The 17,744-nt window shown below is 73.5% G+C and carries 12 protein-coding genes and 1 pseudogene; 4 read left to right on the top strand and 9 right to left on the bottom strand.

The window, feature by feature from the left end:
- Nucleotides 1-2 precede the first annotated feature (2 nt).
- The 9 genes from murG to rsmH form a co-directional block, all read right to left on the bottom strand.
- Nucleotides 3-1,094 (bottom strand): undecaprenyldiphospho-muramoylpentapeptide beta-N-acetylglucosaminyltransferase, encoded by a 1,092-nt coding sequence (gene murG / locus ACZ51S_RS21285; RefSeq protein ID WP_467896347.1) that lies wholly within the window; start codon nucleotides 1,092-1,094, stop codon nucleotides 3-5.
- Nucleotides 1,095-1,100: 6 nt separating this feature from the next.
- The gene (gene ftsW, locus ACZ51S_RS21280) at nucleotides 1,101-2,462 is read right to left on the bottom strand and encodes a putative lipid II flippase FtsW (RefSeq protein WP_388935453.1); all 1,362 of its coding nucleotides are present in this window, start codon (nucleotides 2,460-2,462) and stop codon (nucleotides 1,101-1,103) included.
- Nucleotides 2,463-2,531: 69 nt separating this feature from the next.
- Nucleotides 2,532-3,977 carry a UDP-N-acetylmuramoyl-L-alanine--D-glutamate ligase gene (gene murD / locus ACZ51S_RS21275; RefSeq protein ID WP_468477577.1) on the bottom strand — a complete coding sequence of 482 codons (1,446 nt, stop codon included), beginning with the start codon at nucleotides 3,975-3,977 and terminating at the stop codon, nucleotides 2,532-2,534.
- Nucleotides 3,959-5,029 carry a phospho-N-acetylmuramoyl-pentapeptide-transferase gene (gene mraY / locus ACZ51S_RS21270; RefSeq protein ID WP_388935460.1) on the bottom strand — a complete coding sequence of 357 codons (1,071 nt, stop codon included), beginning with the start codon at nucleotides 5,027-5,029 and terminating at the stop codon, nucleotides 3,959-3,961. Before mraY ends, murD begins: the two co-directional genes overlap by 19 nt.
- The gene (locus ACZ51S_RS21265; protein ID WP_388935462.1) at nucleotides 5,026-6,450 is read right to left on the bottom strand and encodes a UDP-N-acetylmuramoyl-tripeptide--D-alanyl-D-alanine ligase; all 1,425 of its coding nucleotides are present in this window, start codon (nucleotides 6,448-6,450) and stop codon (nucleotides 5,026-5,028) included. Before ACZ51S_RS21265 ends, mraY begins: the two co-directional genes overlap by 4 nt.
- A complete protein-coding gene (locus tag ACZ51S_RS21260; protein WP_468961684.1) occupies nucleotides 6,447-8,141 on the bottom strand; it encodes a UDP-N-acetylmuramoyl-L-alanyl-D-glutamate--2,6-diaminopimelate ligase in 1,695 nt (564 codons plus the stop codon). Before ACZ51S_RS21260 ends, ACZ51S_RS21265 begins: the two co-directional genes overlap by 4 nt.
- Before the next feature lie 37 nt (nucleotides 8,142-8,178).
- Nucleotides 8,179-10,170, bottom strand: a complete 1,992-nt coding sequence (locus tag ACZ51S_RS21255) for a peptidoglycan D,D-transpeptidase FtsI family protein (protein WP_468477579.1) — start codon at nucleotides 10,168-10,170, stop codon at nucleotides 8,179-8,181.
- Between the two features lie 240 nt (nucleotides 10,171-10,410).
- A complete protein-coding gene (gene ftsL / locus ACZ51S_RS21250) occupies nucleotides 10,411-10,920 on the bottom strand; it encodes a cell division protein FtsL (RefSeq protein ID WP_468477580.1) in 510 nt (169 codons plus the stop codon).
- Nucleotides 10,917-11,846, bottom strand: a complete 930-nt coding sequence (gene rsmH / locus ACZ51S_RS21245; RefSeq protein ID WP_388936198.1) for a 16S rRNA (cytosine(1402)-N(4))-methyltransferase RsmH — start codon at nucleotides 11,844-11,846, stop codon at nucleotides 10,917-10,919. Before rsmH ends, ftsL begins: the two co-directional genes overlap by 4 nt.
- Before the next feature lie 293 nt (nucleotides 11,847-12,139).
- Here rsmH and ACZ51S_RS21240 point away from each other — a divergent pair.
- The 4 genes and pseudogenes from ACZ51S_RS21240 to ACZ51S_RS21225 form a co-directional block, all read left to right on the top strand.
- A pseudogene (locus ACZ51S_RS21240) lies at nucleotides 12,140-12,475 on the top strand (carbonic anhydrase); the annotation flags it as partial.
- A gap of 137 nt (nucleotides 12,476-12,612) precedes the next feature.
- A complete protein-coding gene (locus ACZ51S_RS21235; RefSeq protein WP_388935473.1) occupies nucleotides 12,613-13,623 on the top strand; it encodes an AAA family ATPase in 1,011 nt (336 codons plus the stop codon).
- The gene (locus ACZ51S_RS21230; protein ID WP_468477581.1) at nucleotides 13,623-14,990 is read left to right on the top strand and encodes a DUF58 domain-containing protein; all 1,368 of its coding nucleotides are present in this window, start codon (nucleotides 13,623-13,625) and stop codon (nucleotides 14,988-14,990) included. The genes ACZ51S_RS21235 and ACZ51S_RS21230 overlap by 1 nt, the downstream gene beginning before the upstream one ends.
- Nucleotides 14,987-17,473, top strand: a complete 2,487-nt coding sequence (locus tag ACZ51S_RS21225; RefSeq protein WP_468961682.1) for a transglutaminase TgpA family protein — start codon at nucleotides 14,987-14,989, stop codon at nucleotides 17,471-17,473. Before ACZ51S_RS21230 ends, ACZ51S_RS21225 begins: the two co-directional genes overlap by 4 nt.
- Nucleotides 17,474-17,744: the final 271 nt, after the last annotated feature.

Below are 17,744 nucleotides of genomic sequence, written 5' to 3'. Positions count from 1 at the left end.
GGTTACCCGCGTGCGGCCGCGATCGCCTCGTAGACCAGGCCGACGAGCAGGTCGTCGGCGTCCCGGCGGCCGAACTCGGCGGCGGCGCGGGACATCTCGTACAGGCGGTGCGGATCGGACAGCACCGGGAGGACCTGGCCGAGCACCCACTCGGGCGTCAGTTCCGCGTCGTCCACGAGCAGGCCGCCGCCGGCCTTGACCACCGGCTGGGCGTTGAGCCGCTGTTCGCCGTTGCCAATGGGCAGCGGTACGTAGGCGGCCGGCAGTCCGACGGCGGAGAGCTCGGCGACGGTCATCGCACCCGCGCGGCACAGCATCATGTCGGCGGCGGCGTACGCGAGGTCCATCCGGTCCACGTACGGTACCGGCACATACGGCGGCATCCCGGGCATGTTGTCGACACGCGGCAGTTCGTTCTTCGGGCCGACCGCGTGCAGGATCTGGATCCCGGAGCGCTGGAGGGTCGACGCGACCTGCTGGATCGTCTCGTTGAGGCGGCGGGCGCCCTGGGAGCCTCCGGAGACCAGCAGCGTCGGCAGGTTCGGGTCCAGGCCGAAGGCGGCCCGTGCCTCGGGGCGGACGGCGGCCCGGTCGAGGGTGGAGATCGAGCGGCGCAGCGGGATGCCCACGTAGCGGGCGCCGCGCAGCTTGCTGTCGGGCGTGGAGACCGCGACGGCGTGCGCGTAGCGGGAGCCGATCTTGTTGGCCAGTCCGGGGCGGGCGTTGGCCTCGTGGACGATGATGGGCACCCCGAGGCGCTTGGCCGCGAGGTAGCCGGGCAGGGCCACGTAACCGCCGAAGCCGACGACCACGTCGGCCTTGGTGCGCGTGAGGATCTCCTCGGCGGCCTTGATGGTGCCGCGCAGCCGCCCGGGAACGGTGATCAGCTCCGGGGTGGGCCTGCGGGGCAGCGGCACGGCGGGGATCAGCCCCAGCTCGTAGCCGCGCTCCGGCACCAGACGGGTCTCCAGGCCCCGTTCCGTGCCGAGGGCGGTGATGCCCACGGTCGGATCCTGCCTGCGCAGTGCGTCCGCGAGGGCCAGCGCCGGCTCGATGTGGCCGGCGGTCCCCCCACCGGCGAGTACGACATGCACCGAAATTCACCGCTCTCCGGACGGACGCCTCTTGACGCGCCGTCTCATCGACTTCCATATCGGCCCGCTCCGCTTCCAGCCCGCTCTGGGCTGTCGCATCGCGAGTGCCGCCCGCGCCGCCGGTTCCTCCCGCGCGAACGCGATGAGCAGTCCGACCGCGAACATGGTCGGCAGCAGGGCCGACCCTCCGTAGGAGAACAGCGGGAGCGGGACCCCGGCGATCGGCAGCAGGCCGAGCACCGCACCGATGTTGATCACGGCCTGGGCCGTGATCCAGGTGGTCACGCCTCCCGCGGCATACCGTACGAAGGAGTCCTCCGTGCGTCCGGCCACGCGGATACCCGCATAGCCTAGAGCCGCGAACAGGGCGAGGACCGACAGCGTCCCTGCCAGGCCCAGTTCCTCACCGGTGATGGCAAAGATGAAGTCGGTGTGGGCCTCGGGCAGTTGCCCCCATTTTTCCACACTCGCCCCGAGACCGGAACCGAACCATCCGCCGGAGGCCAGGGCGTAGATCCCGTGTACGGCTTGCCAGCAGAGGTCGTTCTTGCCCGGTTCCGTCGCCCCGAGGCAGGAGAGCCGGTCCATGCGGTGCGGACTGGTCTTGATGAGCAGTGCGACGATCACACCCGCGAAGGCGAGTACGCCCACGAACAGCCGCGTCGGCGCCCCGGCGAGCCACAGCAGGCCGAACAGGACGGCGCCGAGGATCATCGCGGTGCCCATGTCCCCGCCGAGCATGATCAACCCGAGCAGCAGGAAGGCCACCGGGACGAGCGGCACCAGCAGGTGCTTCCACTGGCTCAGCAACCCCTTGTCACCCTTGCGGGCCAGCAGGTCGGCGCCCCACAGGATCAGCGCGAGCTTGCCGAACTCGCTGGGCTGGAGCATGAACGGGCCGCCCAGGGAGATCCAGTTCTGGTTGCCGTTGATCGAGACCCCTATCCCGGGGACCTGGACCAGGACCATCAGGAACAGGGTGCCGGCGAGCACCGGATAGGACAGCGCGCGGTGGAGTTTGACCGGCATGCGGGAGGCGGCGAAGAGCAGTGCGCCGCCGATCAGGGCCGCCAGGAACTGCTTCTTGAAGAAGTAGGCGTCCCCCAGGCCCAGCTGGAGCGCCTTGATCATGGAGGCCGAGTAGACCATCACCAGCCCGAGCACGGTGATGAGCAACGAGCTGCCGAAAATCAGGTAATACGCGGTGAGCGGGCGGTCCCAGGCCTTGCTCAACTGCCGCTGCGTACGCCGCAGCCCCGCCAGCGGCCCGCGCCCGGCGGGGCGCTTGGCACCGCCCGCCGGGCGTTTGCGGCCCTGCGCCTTGACGGCGGCGGGCCGCCGCCCCGGCAGCATCTGCTTGGCCGGCATCTGTGATCTTCCCCTCCACTCGTACGGGGCGAGCAGCCGGCCGGAGGGAACCTGTCCCGGCGCCTCGGCCTAGACCTTGTCCGCGGCACTCCCGGAGGCCAGTTCGCGCACCGCGTCGGCGAACGCGTCCCCACGCGTGTTGTAGTTCGCGAACATGTCCATCGAGGCGCACGCGGGCGCCAGCAGGACCGTGTCTCCGGGCTCCGCGAGCCGGGCCGCTTCCCGGACCGCTGCGAGCATCGCCCCAGTGTCGGTCCGTTCGAGGTCGGTCACCGGGACCTCGGGGGCGTGTCGCGCCAGCGCCTCGGCGATCAGCGCCCGGTCGGCGCCCATGAGTACGACGGCGCGCAGCCGCTTCGCGGACTTCCGGACCAGCTCGTCGAAGGTCGCGCCCTTGGCGAGGCCACCGGCGATCCAGACGACCGGTTCGAAGGCGGCGAGGGAGGCTTCCGCAGCGTGGGTGTTGGTGGCCTTGGAGTCGTCGACGTACCGGACCCCGTCGACCTCGTCCACGTACGCGACGCGGTGCGCGTCGGGGCGGAAGTCGCGCAGCCCGTCGCGGACCGCGCGCGGCTCGACGCCGAAGGCGCGGGCGAGGGCGGCGGCGGCGAGGGCGTTGGCGATGTTGTGCGGGGCGGGCGGGTTCACGTCGTCGACGTGCGCCAGCTCCTGGGCGTTCTTCTGCCGGTTCTGCACGAACGCCCGGTCCACGAGGATCCCGTCGACCACACCGAGCATGGAGGGGCCGGGGGCACCGAGGGTGAAGCCGATGGCCCGGCAGCCCTCCTCGACGTCGGCCTCCTCGACCAGCCTCTCGGTGGCCGGGTCGGCGACGTTGTAGACGCAGGCGATGGTGTTGCCCTCGTAGATGCGGCCCTTGTCGGCGGCGTACGCCTCCATCGAGCCGTGCCAGTCGAGGTGGTCCGGGGCCAGGTTGAGCACGGCCGCCGAGTGGGCGCGTACGGAGGGCGCCCAGTGCAGCTGGTAGCTGGAGAGTTCGACGGCGAGCACGTCGTAGTGCTCGTCGCCGGTCACCACGTCGATGATGGGGGTGCCGATGTTGCCGACGGCGGCGGTCTTCAGACCGGCCGCCCTCAGGATCGACGCCAGCATCTGGGTGGTGGTGGTCTTGCCGTTGGTGCCGGTGATCGCGAGCCAGGGCGCCGCGTTCTCACCACGCAGCTGCCAGGCGATCTCGACGTCGCCGACGACGTCCACGCCGGCCTTGGCGGCCGCCAGGAAGAGCGGGCTGTCGGGCTTCCAGCCGGGCGAGGTGACGACCAGGTCGGTGCCCTCGGGGAGGGTCTCGGCGTCACCGAGGCGCACGGAGACCCCCTTGGACTGCGCCTCCAGCTCCGCGGCCCGGGCCCGGTGGCCCTCGCTGTCGCCGCCGTCGACGACGGTGACGGACGCGCCGAGGCCGGCCAGGGCGCGGGCGGCACTGATGCCGCTCACGCCGAGACCGGCGACGGTGATGTTCCTGTCCTGCCAGGAGGTCACTTGTCTGCTGCCCATCCCGCGTAGAAGAGACCGAGGCCGACGATCACGCACATGCCCTGGATGATCCAGAAGCGGACCACGACGAGGACTTCGGACCAGCCCTTGAGTTCGAAGTGGTGCTGGAGCGGGGCCATCCGGAAGACGCGCTTCCCGGTCAGCTTGAAGGAGCCGACCTGGATGACGACCGACATCGTGATGAGCACGAAGAGGCCGCCGAGGAGGGCCATCAGGAACTCCGTGCGGGAGCAGATGGCCAGGCCCGCGAGGGCGCCGCCGAGCGCGAGCGAACCGGTGTCGCCCATGAAGATCTTGGCGGGCGAGGTGTTCCACCACAGGAAGCCGAAGCAGGCGCCCATCAGGGCGGAGGCGACGACCGCGAGGTCCAGCGGGTCTCGCACCTCGAAGCAGGCGTTCGGATTGGTCAGGGTCATCGCGTTGGCGCAGGACTCCTGGAACTGCCAGACGCCGATGAAGGTGTAGGCGCCGAAGACCATCACGGCGGCGCCGGTGGCGAGGCCGTCCAGACCGTCGGTCAGGTTCACGCCGTTGGACATGGCCAGGATCATGAACAGGGCCCAGACCACGAACAGGACGGGTCCGATGGACCAGCCGAAGTCCGTGACGAAGGAGAGCTTCATCGAGGCCGGGGTGAGCCCGCGCGAGTCCTTGAACTGGAGCGCGAGCACCGCGAAGGCGACGCCGACGATCAGCTGGCCGGCCATCTTGGCCTTGGCCCGCAGGCCGAGCGAACGCCGCTTGACGATCTTGATGTAGTCGTCGAGGTAGCCGACCAGGCCCATGCCCGCCATCAGGAACAGCACCAGCAGGCCCGAGAAGCTCGGCTCCTCGCCGGTGATGACCTTCGTCAGGGCGTACGCGATGAGCGTGGCCAGGATGAAGGAGATGCCGCCCATGGTGGGCGTGCCCTTCTTCCCGGCGTGGCCGCGCGGGCCGTCGTCGCGGATGAACTGGCCGTAGCCCTTGCGGGCCAGCAGCTTGATCAGCAGCGGGGTGCCGATCACGGTGAGGAACATGCCGATGACACCGGCGAACAGGATCTGCCTCATCGGTCGGCGACCCCGCCCTCGCGCTCCAGCAACGCCAGCGCGACCCGCTCCAGGCCGACCGACCTGGAAGCCTTCACCAGCACGACGTCCCCCGGGCGCAGTTCACTGCGCAACAGGTCGACCGCCGCCTGCGCGTCGGACACGAGCACCGACTCCTCACCCCACGAACCCTCGTTATATGCGCCCAGTTGCAGCCAGGACGCTTCCCTGCCCCCGACTGCCACGAGCCTGCTCACGTTGAGCCGGACGGCAAGCCGTCCCACCGCGTCGTGCTCGGCCAGCGATGCGTCGCCGAGCTCGGCCATGGGGCCGAGCACCGCCCACGTACGTCCCCCGTTCGCCTTGCCGGACTCGCCCATCGCGACGAGTGCGCGCAGGGCGGCCCGCATGGACTCCGGGTTCGCGTTGTAGGCGTCGTTGACGATCGTCACGCCGTCCTCGCGCTCGGTGACCTCCATCCGCCACCGGGACAGCGTGCCCGCTCCGGAGAGCGCTGTGGCGATCTCCTCGACCGGCATGCCCAGGACATGGGCGACGGCGGCCGCGGCGAGCGCGTTCGACACGTGGTGCTCACCGTACAGCCGCAAGGTCACATCGCTGCACCCGGTGGGTGTGTGGAGTGTGAAGGAGGGCTGCCCCGCGGGCGTCATCCGCACGTCGGTGGCGCGTACGTCGGCGTCCTCGGCCTCGCCGAAGAGGACCGTACGGGCCTTCGTGCGGGCCGACATGGCGCGTACCAGCAGGTCGTCGGCGTTGAGTACGGCGACGCCGCCCTCGGCCTCGGACGGCAGGGCCTCGACCAGCTCCCCCTTGGCCTGCGCGATGGCCTCGCGGCCGCCGAACTCGCCGATGTGGGCGGTGCCGACGTTCAGGACGAGGCCGATGCGCGGCGGGGTCAGTCCGGTCAGGTAGGCGATGTGGCCGATGCCGCGGGCGCCCATCTCCAAGACCAGGTGGCGGGTTTCCCCGGTGGCCTTCAGGGCCGTGAGCGGCAGGCCGATCTCGTTGTTGAGGGAGCCGGGCGTCCACACGGTGGGCGCGTGGTGCTGGAGCACCTGGGCGATGAGGTCCTTGGTGGAGGTCTTGCCGGCGGAGCCGGTCAGGGCGACCACGTCGGTGCCGAGACGTTCGACGACGGCGCGGGCGAGGGCGCCGAGCGCCTTCTCCACGTCGGGCACCACGATCGCCGGTACGCCGACGGGCCGGGTGGCGAGGACCGCGGCGGCCCCGGCGGCGACGGCGCGCTCGGCGTAGTCGTGGCCGTCGACGTGCTCGCCCGCGAAGGCGGCGAAGAGGCTGCCGGGCTCCACCTGGCGGGAGTCGATGACGACGGGTCCGCCGATCCGCACCGCCGGATCCGGTATGTCGTGGGGCCGCCCGCCGGTGATGTCGGCGATCTCGGCGAGGGAAAGGGCGATCACTGGTCCACCTCGGCCTGTCGGGCGCTGAGCTGCTGGTTCTCGATGGCCGCGCGGAGCACGGCGCGGTCGTCGAAGGGGCGTACGACGCCCGCGGTGTCCTGGCCCTGCTCGTGGCCCTTGCCGGCGACGAGGACGGTGTCGCCGGCCTCGGCGCGCGCGACGGCCGCGGCGATGGCCGCGGCGCGGTCGGCGTCGACGAGGACCGCGCCGCGCTCCTCGGCGGGCACGGAGACGGCTCCCTCGAACATCGCGGCGAGGATCCTCAGGGGGTCCTCGGAGCGCGGGTTGTCGGACGTCAGGACGGCGGTGTCGGCGTACCGGGCCGCCGCGGCGCCCATCGGGCCGCGCTTGGTGGTGTCGCGGTCGCCGCCGCAGCCGAGGACGATGTGCAGCTTGCCGGTGGTGACCTCGCGCAGGGCGCGCAGCACCGACTCGACGGCGTCCGTCTTGTGGGCGTAGTCGACGACGGCCAGGTACGGCTGTCCCGCGTCGACCCGCTCCAGGCGGCCGGGGACGCCCGGGACCGCGGCGACGCCGTCGGCGGCGGTCTGGGGGTCGAGGCCGGCGGTGGCGAGCGTGACGACCGCGGCGACGGTGTTGGCGACGTTGAACGGGCCGGGCAGCGGGGCCTTGGCCCGTACGCGCTGTCCCGCCGGCCCGAGCAGGGTCAGGGTGGAGTCCATGTGGCCGCTGACCACGTCCTCGGCGCGCCAGTCGGCGGCCAGGTCGCCGGTGGCGGAGAAGGTGACGACCGGGATCGGCGCCTCCTTGGCGAGGCGGCGGCCGTACTCGTCGTCGATGTTGACCACGCCGACGCGGGCCCGGCGTTCGGTGAAGAGCTGGGCCTTGGCCTGGAAGTAGTCCTCCATGCCCGTGTGGAACTCCATGTGTTCCGGGCTGAGGTTGTTGAAGACGGCGACGTCGAAGACGCAGCCGTCGACCCGGCCCAGGACCAGGGCGTGGCTGGAGACCTCCATCGCCACGGCGTCGACGCCGCGTTCGCGCATGACGGCGAACAGTGCCTGGAGGTCGGTGGCCTCGGGGGTGGTCCGCTCGGACTTGATGCGCTCGTCGCCGATGCGCATCTCGACGGTGCCGACGAGTCCGGTGGTACGTCCCGCCGCGCGCAGCCCGCCTTCGACGAGGTACGCGGTGGTGGTCTTGCCGGAGGTGCCGGTGATGCCGAGCTGGAGCAGGGCCTCGCCGGGCCGTCCGTAGATCTCGGCGGCGACCTCGCCCATCCGGGAGCGCACGTCGGCGACGGCCAGGACCGGCAGCCCGGTCGCGGCGGCGCGTTCGGCGCCCTCCGGGTCGGTCAGCACGGCGGCGGCGCCGAGGGCGGCCGCCTGGGCGGCGAAGTCCGCACCGTGCAGCCGGGCGCCGGGCAGGGCCGCGTACAGGTCTCCGGGGCGTACCGCACGGGAGTCGTGCGTGATGCCGGTGATCTGAGCGGCGCCGGACTCGGGCAGACCCAGCAGGGTGGCCAGCTCGCCCAGCGGGGTCGGGCGGGCGGTCACGGGCCGGGGCGCTCCCGGCGGCGCTGCCGGGGCGTCTTTCTGGGCGGTTCTGGGCTGATCAGCGTGAGGCACGGCGGTGAGCGTACCGGGCGCGGCGGGCCGCTCGCGAAGCGAGGGCCCCGCTTGCGCGCCGGCGGCCGTCTGGTTCCCCGGTTCCGGGGTGATCGTTGTCACTGGTCGTGCCTCGCGCTCTGGTGGCTGGACGGTCGGTTCACTGCCCGGGCCGCGGGGCGGCCGGGGCGCTGCCGGGGGCGGCGGGCGGCGGGCCCGCCTCGTAGGTCACGGGCAGGCCGGCGGGGGCCGTTCCGGTGGGTGCGACCTGGAGGGTCTTGAGGGCGAACTCCATGACCGTCTTGTAGATCGGGCCGCAGATCTGGCCGCCGAAGTAGCTGCCCTTGGTGGGGTTCTGGATGGCGCAGTAGACGGTGACGCGGGGGGCGTCGGCGGGGGCGAAGCCGGCGAAGGAGGCCGTGTAGCCCTTGTAGCGGCCGGTGGCCGGATCCACCCGGTTGGACGTGCCGGTCTTCCCGCCGACGCGGTAGCCGGGGATCTTCGCCTTGGTGCCCGTGCCCTCCTGGTCGTCGACCACGGACTCCAGCATCTCGGCGAGGGTCCGGGCCGTCTCGGCGCTGATCACGGTGGTCCGCTCGGGGGCGGGGGCCGGGGTGAAGCGGCCGTCGGGGCCCTTGGTGCCGCGTACCAGGGTCGGGGTGATGCGGACCCCGCCGTTGGCGATGGTGGAGTACACGGAGGCCGCCTGCATGGCGTTGACGGACAGGCCCTGGCCGAAGGGGATCGTGTACTGCTGGGAGGTGGACCAGGCCTCGGGCCTGGCGAGGATCCCCCGGGATTCGCCGGGGTAGTTCAGGCCGGTGGGGCGTCCGATGCCGAACTTGTCCAGGTACGAGTAGAGGACCCGGTTGGCCTCGGCCTGGGTGGCGCCGAGCTGGCCGGTGGCCAGGATGGTGCCGATGTTGGAGGACTTGGCGAGGACCCCGTTGAGGGTCAGGTACCAGGTCGGGTGGTCGACGTCGTCCTTGAAGAGCCGGTCGCCGCGGTGGAGCCGGTTGGGGACCTCGACGTGGGTGTCGGGGCGTGCCTTCTTCTCCTCCAGGACGGCGGCCATCGACATCACCTTGGCGGTGGAGCCGGGCTCGTACACGTCCTGGAGCGCGGCGTTGCCCATGGCGGCGGAGCTGGCCCGGCTCAGGTCGTTGGGGTCGAAGCCGGGGGCGTTGGCCATGGCCAGTACCTCGCCGGTGCGGGTGTCCTGGACGATGACGTAGCCGCGGTCGGCGCCGGACTTCTCGACCTGCTCGGCGATGGCGCTCTGCGCGGCCCACTGGATGTCGCGGTCGATGGTCAGCTCGATGTCGTCGCCGGGTACGGCGGGCTTCTCGCTGGATCCCGCGGTGGGGACGCGGCGGCCGCCGGACTGGGCGTAGGTCAGTTCGCCGTCCTTGCCGGAGAGCTTCTTGTCGAGGGCGGATTCCAGGCCGCCGCCGCCCTTGCCGTCGGCGTTGACGTAACCCAGTATCCCGGCGGCGAGGTCCCCGCCCGGGTACACGCGCTTGCTGCTGACCTCGTTGAAGACGCCGGCGATGACGTTGGCGCCGGGGCCGTTTTTCTTCTTGTCGGCGGCCGCCTTGTCGGCGAAGAGCTTCTTGAGGTCCTTGATCTGGTTCCAGACCTGGGGGGTCTGGCGGCGCGCCAGGACCACGTAGCGGCTGTTCTTGGTCTGGAGGCGCTTGGCGAGCTCTTCGGCGTCGGCTCCCAGGATCGGCGCGAGGAGCGCCGCGGCCTGCTGGGGGGCGTCGGGGGCCTTGCTCTCCTGCGGGGTGAACATCTTGGGGTCGGCGGTGATGTCGTACGCGTCGACGCTGGTGGCCAGGGCCACGCCCTTGCGGTCGGTGATCTCCCCGCGCTCGGCGGCCAGGGTGTGGCTGAGGAAGCGGTTCTCGCTGGCCTTGGCGGAGTACGAGGAGGCGTCGACGGCCTGCACCTGGAGGAGCCGCACCACGAAGGCGAGCATGACCAGGGTGAGGCCGACGCCGACCAGGCGCAGCCGGGGTTTGGGGTTGCCGAGGCGGATGGTGTGCGGGGTGCGCCGTGCGGCGGGCCGGGCGGTCGCCCGGGCCCGGTCGCCGGGGCGCGGCCGCGGCGGCCCGGTCACCCGCCGCCGGGGCGGCTCCGCGGGGCTCACCGGTGGCTCCTCCGCCGTGCGGTGCGGCGGCCGCCGCACCGGTGGGGGCCTCCCGCCCCGGGGCCGCGCCGCGGACCGTGCGCTCCGGACGCCGGCGGGAGCGGCCCGCGGGGCGCCGCCGTGCGGCGGGGCCGGACCGTCCCGGCCGCGTCCGCGCTCGTGGCGCGGGGCCGGGCGGGGTCCGCGGAACAGGGGAAGGGCGGGGCGGTGAGATGCCCCACGGGGGTCCGCGTCACGACGTCACCTTCCAGGGGTCTGGCTCGGCTGTGGCTGGGGTTGCGGGGGCGCGGGCGGGCCCGTGGCGGGCGCGGGGGGCCCGGAGGGCGGTGCGGACGCCCCGGGGGCGGACGGCGCCGGGCTCGGGGGCGCGGCCGCCGGCGCGGGCGTGGCCGCGGGCGGCGGGGCCGGGGCCTCGGCCGGCACCGGGCTGCCCGCGACACTCCCGTCGGGGCGGAGGAAGACGGGGCTGCCGCCGGGCACCAGCCCCAGTTCGCGGGCCCGCCGCTGGAGGGCGTCCGGCGCCGAGTAGCCGTCCACGTCCCGCTGGAGCGCCTGCTGCTCGTCCGTCAGCGCGGTGGTCTCCTTCTTCAGCCGGCTCAGCTGGAAGGAGCCCTCGTTCAGCGCCGAGTTCAGCAGCAGGAGGCTGATCAGTCCGCCCGCGAGCAGCGCCACCACCAGCAGGACGAACGGCATCCGCGCCGCCCCGCCGCCCTGCTGCCGCGGCCGGGCGCCCGCGCGGGCCTTGGTCACAGCCGCGCCTCGCGGATGCGCTCGACTCCCCGGAACCGGGCCGGGGCGGCCCGCCGGTTCTCGGCGATCTCCTCCTCGGTCGGCAGCTCGGCACCGCGCGTCAGCAGCTTCAGCTTCGGCTGGTACTTCTCCGGGACGACCGGCAGCCCCGGCGGGGCCGTGGAGGCGGCGCCGGCGGCGAAGACCTGCTTCACGAGGCGGTCTTCCAGGGAGTGGTACGAGAGCACCGCGATCCGGCCGCCGACCGCGATCCGGTCGACCGCCGCCGGGATGGCCCGCTCCAGCCCGGAGAGCTCGCCGTTGACCTCGATCCGCAGGGCCTGGAAGGTCCGCTTGGCGGGGTTGCCGCCGGTGCGCTTGGCCGCCTGCGGCAGGGCGTCGCGGATCAGCTCCACGAGGCGGGCGCTGTGGGAGAAGGGCTCCTTCTCCCGCTCCCGCACGATCGCCGACACGATCCGCTTGGCCTGCTTCTCCTCGCCGTACTGGCGCAGGATCCGCACCAGCTCGCCGGGGGCGTAGGTGTTGAGGACCTCGGCCGCGCTGATGCCGGTCGTCTGGTCCATGCGCATGTCCAGCGGGGCGTCCTGCGCGTACGCGAACCCGCGGTCGGCCTCGTCGAGCTGCATGGAGGAGACGCCGAGGTCGAAGAGGATGCCCTGGACGGCCGGGAGTCCCAGGTCGTCGAGCACCTCGGCGAGGTCGGCGTAGATCGCGTGGACGAGGGTGGCCCGGTCGCCGAAGGGCGCGAGCCGCTCCCCGGACAGCCGCAGGGCCTCCCTGTCGCGGTCGAGGCCGATCAGGCGCACCTCGGGGAACCGGGTCAGCAGGGCCTCGCTGTGGCCGCCGAGGCCGAGGGTGCAGTCGACGACGACGGCCCCCGGCCTCTCCAGCGCCGGGGCCAACAGGTCCAGGCACCGCTGGAGCATCACCGGGACATGTCGGGACTCGCTAGTCAAAGCGCCCTCTCAGATAACGGCGCGGCAGGCATACGCCGCGCCGCGCACGCGGAGTGTTACCAGGGGGCCGGGCGGCCGGTGGGGGCCGGGCTCCGGCCGGTTCGCGTCACTTTAGTGCAACGGTCGCCGCGGTCAACGAACCGCCCCGTGCCCGGTGCGCCCTTCCCCCGGACAAGACCCAAAAGCCGCGAACCACCCGGACGGCCGCCCCCGCCTCACCCTTGTGGGTTAGCTCACACCAGGGCTCGTTGACCTTCTTCGTCCACCCTCACACCCACGCCGGAGGAGTCGTCGCCGACGACACCATCCGCTCGCTCACCATCGGCCAGCGGGCGCCGGGCACCCGCTCGGTCATCCTCATCCACCACACCGGCCGCGGCCTCGAAAGCCCGGCCGAGGACTTCCGGCACGAGCTGGAGGACGAGGTGGGCCAGCGCCCCGCCTGGGCCGTGGAGGCCTTCCGCGACGTCGAGCAGGACGTCCGCCAGTCCATGCAGCGGGTCCGGACCAACCCCTTCCTGCTCCACAAGGACGATGTGCGAGGCTTCGTCTTCGACGTGCACACCGGTCTCCTGCGGGAGACCGATCCGGCCACCTGAGTGACAGACCCGTCGGACGCCGTCAAGAATGCGGGAAGACACCGCCCGGAACCCGTCCGGGGCGGCGTCCGTGTTTCGGGGTGGGCCGGTTCATGCGCCAACAGCGTCGGCCCCGGGAAAGGGCCGAGGAGAACCAGGTGACCACGTACGACGACCGAGCGAGCCTCGCTGATCTGACCAGCACGGCCGAGCGGGTCCGCCGGTCGGTCGAGAGCGTGATCGAGGGCAAGCCCGAGGTCGTACGGATCGCGCTGACCGTGCTGCTGGCCGAAGGACACCTCCTGATCGAGGACGTCCCCGGTGTCGGCAAGACGATGCTGGCCAAGACGCTCGCCAAGTCCATCGACTGCTCGGTCCAGCGCATCCAGTTCACGCCGGACCTGCTGCCCTCGGACATCACCGGCGTCAGCATCTACGACCAGCAGCGCCGCGAGTTCGAGTTCAAGCCCGGCGCGATCTTCGCGCAGATCGTCATCGGCGACGAGATCAACCGCGCCTCCCCCAAGACCCAGTCCGCGCTGCTGGAGTCGATGGAGGAGCGCCAGGTCACCATCGACGGCACCACCTACGCCCTGCCCAGCCCGTTCATGGTCGTCGCCACCCAGAACCCGGTCGAGATGGAGGGCACCTACCCCCTCCCCGAGGCCCAGCGCGACCGGTTCATGGCCCGCGTCTCCGTCGGCTACCCCAGCCCCGAGGCCGAGCTCCAGATGCTCGACGTGCACGGCGGGCTCTCCCCGCTCGACGACCTCACCGCCGTCGCGCACGCCCACGACGTGGTCAAGCTGATCGAAGCCGTCCGCGAGGTGTACGTCGCCGCGCCCGTACGCCGCTACGTGGTCGACCTGGTCTCCGCGACCCGCAGCCACCCGGAGCTGCGCCTGGGCGCCTCGCCCCGCGCCACCCTGCACCTGCTGCGCGCCGTCAAGGCCTCCGCCGCCCTGTCCGGCCGGGACTACGTCCTGCCCGACGACGTGCAGCAGCTGGCCGCGCCCGTCCTCGCGCACCGGCTGCTGCCCACCGCGCAGGCCCAGCTGAACCGGCGCACCGCCGAGCAGGTCGTCCACGACATCCTCCAGCGCACCCCCGTCCCCGCCGCGCACGCGCGCGGCGAGATGCCGCCCGGCGCGGGCCTGCGGGGCTTCTGATGAGCGCCGGTGCCCCGCACGGCGCCGGCGGGCAGGTGAGGGAAGCCGGGGGGCTGCGCGCCTCGTTCGCGGGGCTGACCACCCGGGGCCGCTCGTTCCTGGCCGCCGGGACCGCCGCCGCCGTCTGCGCGTACGTCCTGGGCCAGGGCCAGCTCCTGCGGGTCGGGCTGCTGCTCGTCGCCCTGCCCCTGATCTGCGTCCTCGCCCTGCACCGCACCCGCCACCGGGTCACCGCGAGCCGGCGCCTGACCCCGCCGCGGGTGCCCGCCGGCGGGGAGGCCCGCGTCCAGCTCCGGCTGGAGAACGTCTCCCGGGTGCCCACGGGACTGCTGATGCTCCAGGACCGGGTGCCGTACGTGCTGGGGCCGCGGCCCCGCTTCGTACTGGACCGGGTGGAGTCCGGCGGGCGCCGCGAGGTGTCGTACCGGGTCCGTTCCGACCTGCGCGGCCGCTACCCCCTCGGCCCCCTCCAGCTGCGCCTGACCGACCCCTTCGGGCTGGTCGAGCTGACCCGCTCGTTCACCGCGTACGACACCCTCACCGTCGTCCCGCGCACCCAGCCCCTGCCCCCGGTCCGGATGACCGGCGAGGCGGGCGGCTACGGCGACGGCAGCCGCCGCTCGCTCGCGCTGGCCGGGGACGACGACGTGATCCCGCGCACCTACCGGCGCGGCGACGACCTGCGCCGGGTCCACTGGCGCTCCACCGCCCGCTACGGCGAGCTGATGGTGCGCCGCGAGGAACAGCCCCAGCGCAGCAGGGCCACCGTCCTGCTGGACACCCGCGACACGGCGTACGCCGGCGCGGGCCCCGACTCCGCCTTCGAGTGGGCGGTGTCGGCCGCCGCCTCCACCCTGCTGCACGTCCTGGAGCAGGGGTTCTCGGTGCGGCTGATCACCGACACCGGTGACCGCGTGCCCGGCGAGGGCGGCGGGGGCGGCGGCGGCTTCTCCTCCGGCGGCCCGGAATCCGCCGAGGCGGCGGGGCTGATGATGGACACCCTCGCGGTCGTCGGGCACTCCGACGGGAGCGGGCTGGGCCGCGCCTACGACGCGGTCCGCACCGGCGGAGCCGGCCCCGCCTCCTCGGGCGGTGACGGCCTGCTCATCGCCTTCTTCGGCGACCTCGACGGCGAACAGACCGAGATGGCGGCCCGGATGCGGCAGCGCAGCGCGGGCGCGGTGGCGTTCGTACTGGACTCCGCGGCCTGGACCGGAGCGCCCTCGCGGGCGGAGGAGCGGCTGCGCAGGCTGCGGGACGCGGGCTGGACGGCGCTGGCCGTCCCGCCCGGCGCCGCCTTCGCCGAACTGTGGCGGCAGGCCGGGAACGCTCCCCTCGGCCCCGAGAACTCCGGAGGCCGGGCATGAGCGGGCGCACGCGGGTGACGCTCTTCGCAATGCTGGCGACGCTGCTGACCTCCTGGTCGCTGGCACCGCTGGTGGAGTCCACGGGCTGGCTGCTCCAGGCGGCGGCACTCCTCGGGGTGCAGTCCGCTGTGGGGGCCGGCGCCCGGCGGGTGCCGCTGGCGCGGTCGCTGACCGTGGCGGCGCAGCTGCTGGTGTCGCTGCTGGTGCTCGCCCTCCTCTTCGCGGGGAAGGCCGAGACCGCCGGGGGCGGTCCGCTGTCCTTCCTGGTCACCGACTTCGGGGCCCTGTTCCAGCAGGGCGTGCGGGACGTGAGCGAGTTCGCCATACCGGCCCCCCTCACCGACGGCATCCGGCTGTTGCTGCTCGCCGGGGTGCTGCTGATCGGGCTGCTGGTGGACGTGCTCGCCGTGACGCTGCGGACCTCCGCGGCCGCCGGGCTGCCGCTGCTGGCGCTGTACTCGGTGGCGGCCGGGCTGGCGACGGGCCAGGGCGGCTCCTGGTTCGCCTTCCTGCTGGCCGGGGCGGGCTACCTGATGCTGCTGCTGTCGGAGGGGCGCGACCGGCTGGCCCAGTGGGGCCGGGTCTTCGGCGGCGCCCCCGGCACGCGCGTCTCGGCGGCCTCCGGGTACGGGGGCGGCGCGGGCGGCGGCCGGGCCGTGGCGCCCGTGCGCACCGGGCGCCGGATCGGCGTGGTCGCGCTCGGCGTGGCCGTGGCGGTGCCGGCCGTACTGCCCTCCCTCGGCGGCGGACTGCTGGGTGCCCCGGGCGACGACTCGGGCGCGGCGGGCCGGGGCGGCGGCACGATCTCGGCGGTGAACCCGCTGGTCTCGCTGCAGAGCAGCCTGAACGCGCAGGACAACCGGGTCGTGCTGCGGTACCGCACGGACAGCCCGCAGCTCGGCGAGCAATACCTGCGGATCCTGGCGCTGGACGAGTTCAACGGCGTCAAGTGGGAGGCCTCCGGGCGCCCGCTGACGGACGTGCCGGAGCGGCTGCCGACCCCGTCGGGGCTGAGCGACCGGGTGCGCGAGAGCGCGTCCGAGGTACGCACCTCCGTCTCGGCGGCGCAGACGTACGCCCAGCGCTACCTGCCGATGCCGTACCCGGCGACGCAGATCGACATCGCCGGCAAGTGGCGGTACGAGCCGGCCGGCCGGACCCTGGTCGGCGACCAGCTGGCCAAGGACCGCTTCCAGAACGTGCAGGGCGCGCAGTACACCGTACGGAGCCTGCTGCTGCGGCCCACGGCGGCGCAGCTCCAGGCGGCGCCCGCCCCGAACCCGGCGGTGCGGGAGGAGTACACGAGGCTCCCGGACAACCTGCCGCCGGTGGTGGCGGAGACGGCCCGGCGGGTCACCCAGGGGGCGCGGGACGACTACACGCGGGCCGTGCGGCTCCAGGACTTCTTCGCGGTGAACGGCGGCTTCCGCTACGACACCAAGGTGTCCTCGGGGACGGGCTCGCAGGCCATCGCCCGGTTCCTGGCGGACAAGGAGGGCTTCTGCGTCCACTTCGCCTTCTCGATGGCGGCGATGTCCCGCTCCCTGGGCATCCCGGCGCGGGTGGCGGTCGGTTTCACCCCGGGCGAGAAGCAGGCCGACGGCAGCGTGAACGTCTCGATGCGGGACGCGCACGCGTGGCCCGAGCTGTACTTCGAGGGCGTGGGGTGGACCCGCTTCGAGCCGACGCCCCGGGCCGGCATCTCGCTGCCGGACTACAGCCGCACCGAGGCCCCGGCGCCGCAGCCGTCCGCGCCGTCCGCGCTGCCCTCGGCGTCCGCGTCGGCGCCGGCGCCCATGCCCTCGCAGGCCGAGGCGTGCCCGCCGGAGCTGAAGAAGCTCGGCGAGTGCGGCGTACCGGCCGCCCCGCAGGGCACCGGCACCGGGTCCGGCGGCGTACCGGTCGGCGCGGTCTTCGGCTGGACCGCCGGTGCGCTGGTGGTCCTCGGGCTGCCGCTGCTGCCGCTGCTGTGGCGCCGGCGGGTCCGCGAGCGGCGGCTGGCCTCCCCGCAGGGGGCCGCGCGGGGGCCGTCGTCCCCCGGGGCCCCGGCCGTCCCGCCGGGGTCCTGCCCCGGGGTGCTGGCCGCCTGGCGGGAGCTGGGCGACTCGGCCTGGGACGTGGGCATCCCGCCCGACGGGGCGCTGTCGCCGCGTCAGGCCGCGAGCCGGGTCGTCGTCATGGGCCGGCTCGACGGGGAGCCCGCGCGGGCGGTGCACCGGGTCGCGGACGCGGTGGAGCGGACGCTGTACGCCCCGCCCGGCGCGGACGTCCCGTACCCGCGGCTGGCCGACGACGTCCGCCTGGCCCGCACGGCCCTGCTGGCCGCCCTCGGGCGCCGGGCCCGGCTGCGCGCGTTGCTGCTCCCCCGGTCGGCGGCGCGCGTGACCGCCGCCGCCTCGGCCCGGGCGGCGGCGCTGTTGGCGCGGACGGCGGCCCTCACGGCCCGGATCCGCTTGCTGATCCCGCTGCGGGGCCGCGGCTGAGCGGGAGCCCGCGGCAGGAAATGACGGACGCCGGTGCGTTCGGACTCGTTCCCCCCGAGTCCGAACGCACCGGCGTTCGCCGTACCGCTCACGGCCAGGGACCGGTCCGCTCCGCGGCCCCGTGTCCGCGGTGCGGGCCGAGGCCCCGTCCGTGGCTCCAGTCTGCTGTCTGCGCAGGTGGGAGCCCATCCGTACGCGTACTCATCTGTTCGCCTAGGTACGGATACTCAGTTCTACGCCGGTCCGGCCCCCGGGCGGCACCGCCGACCGG

It is taken from the genome of Streptomyces sp. NPDC034043 (assembly GCF_055575675.1).
This window is presented reverse-complemented; position numbering and strand designations above follow the sequence as displayed.

Excerpts from the sequence above, each read along its gene's own strand:
- rsmH (WP_388936198.1), bottom strand. The coding sequence starts at position 11,846 with ATGCTCCAGCGGTGCCTGGACCTGTTGGCCCCGGCGCTGGAGAGGCCG.
- ftsW (WP_388935453.1), bottom strand. The coding sequence starts at position 2,462 with ATGCCGGCCAAGCAGATGCTGCCGGGGCGGCGGCCCGCCGCCGTCAAG.
- mraY (WP_388935460.1), bottom strand. The coding sequence starts at position 5,029 with ATGAGGCAGATCCTGTTCGCCGGTGTCATCGGCATGTTCCTCACCGTG.
- murD (WP_468477577.1), bottom strand. The coding sequence starts at position 3,977 with ATGGGCAGCAGACAAGTGACCTCCTGGCAGGACAGGAACATCACCGTC.
- ACZ51S_RS21225 (WP_468961682.1), top strand. The coding sequence starts at position 14,987 with ATGAGCGGGCGCACGCGGGTGACGCTCTTCGCAATGCTGGCGACGCTG.
- ACZ51S_RS21230 (WP_468477581.1), top strand. The coding sequence starts at position 13,623 with ATGAGCGCCGGTGCCCCGCACGGCGCCGGCGGGCAGGTGAGGGAAGCC.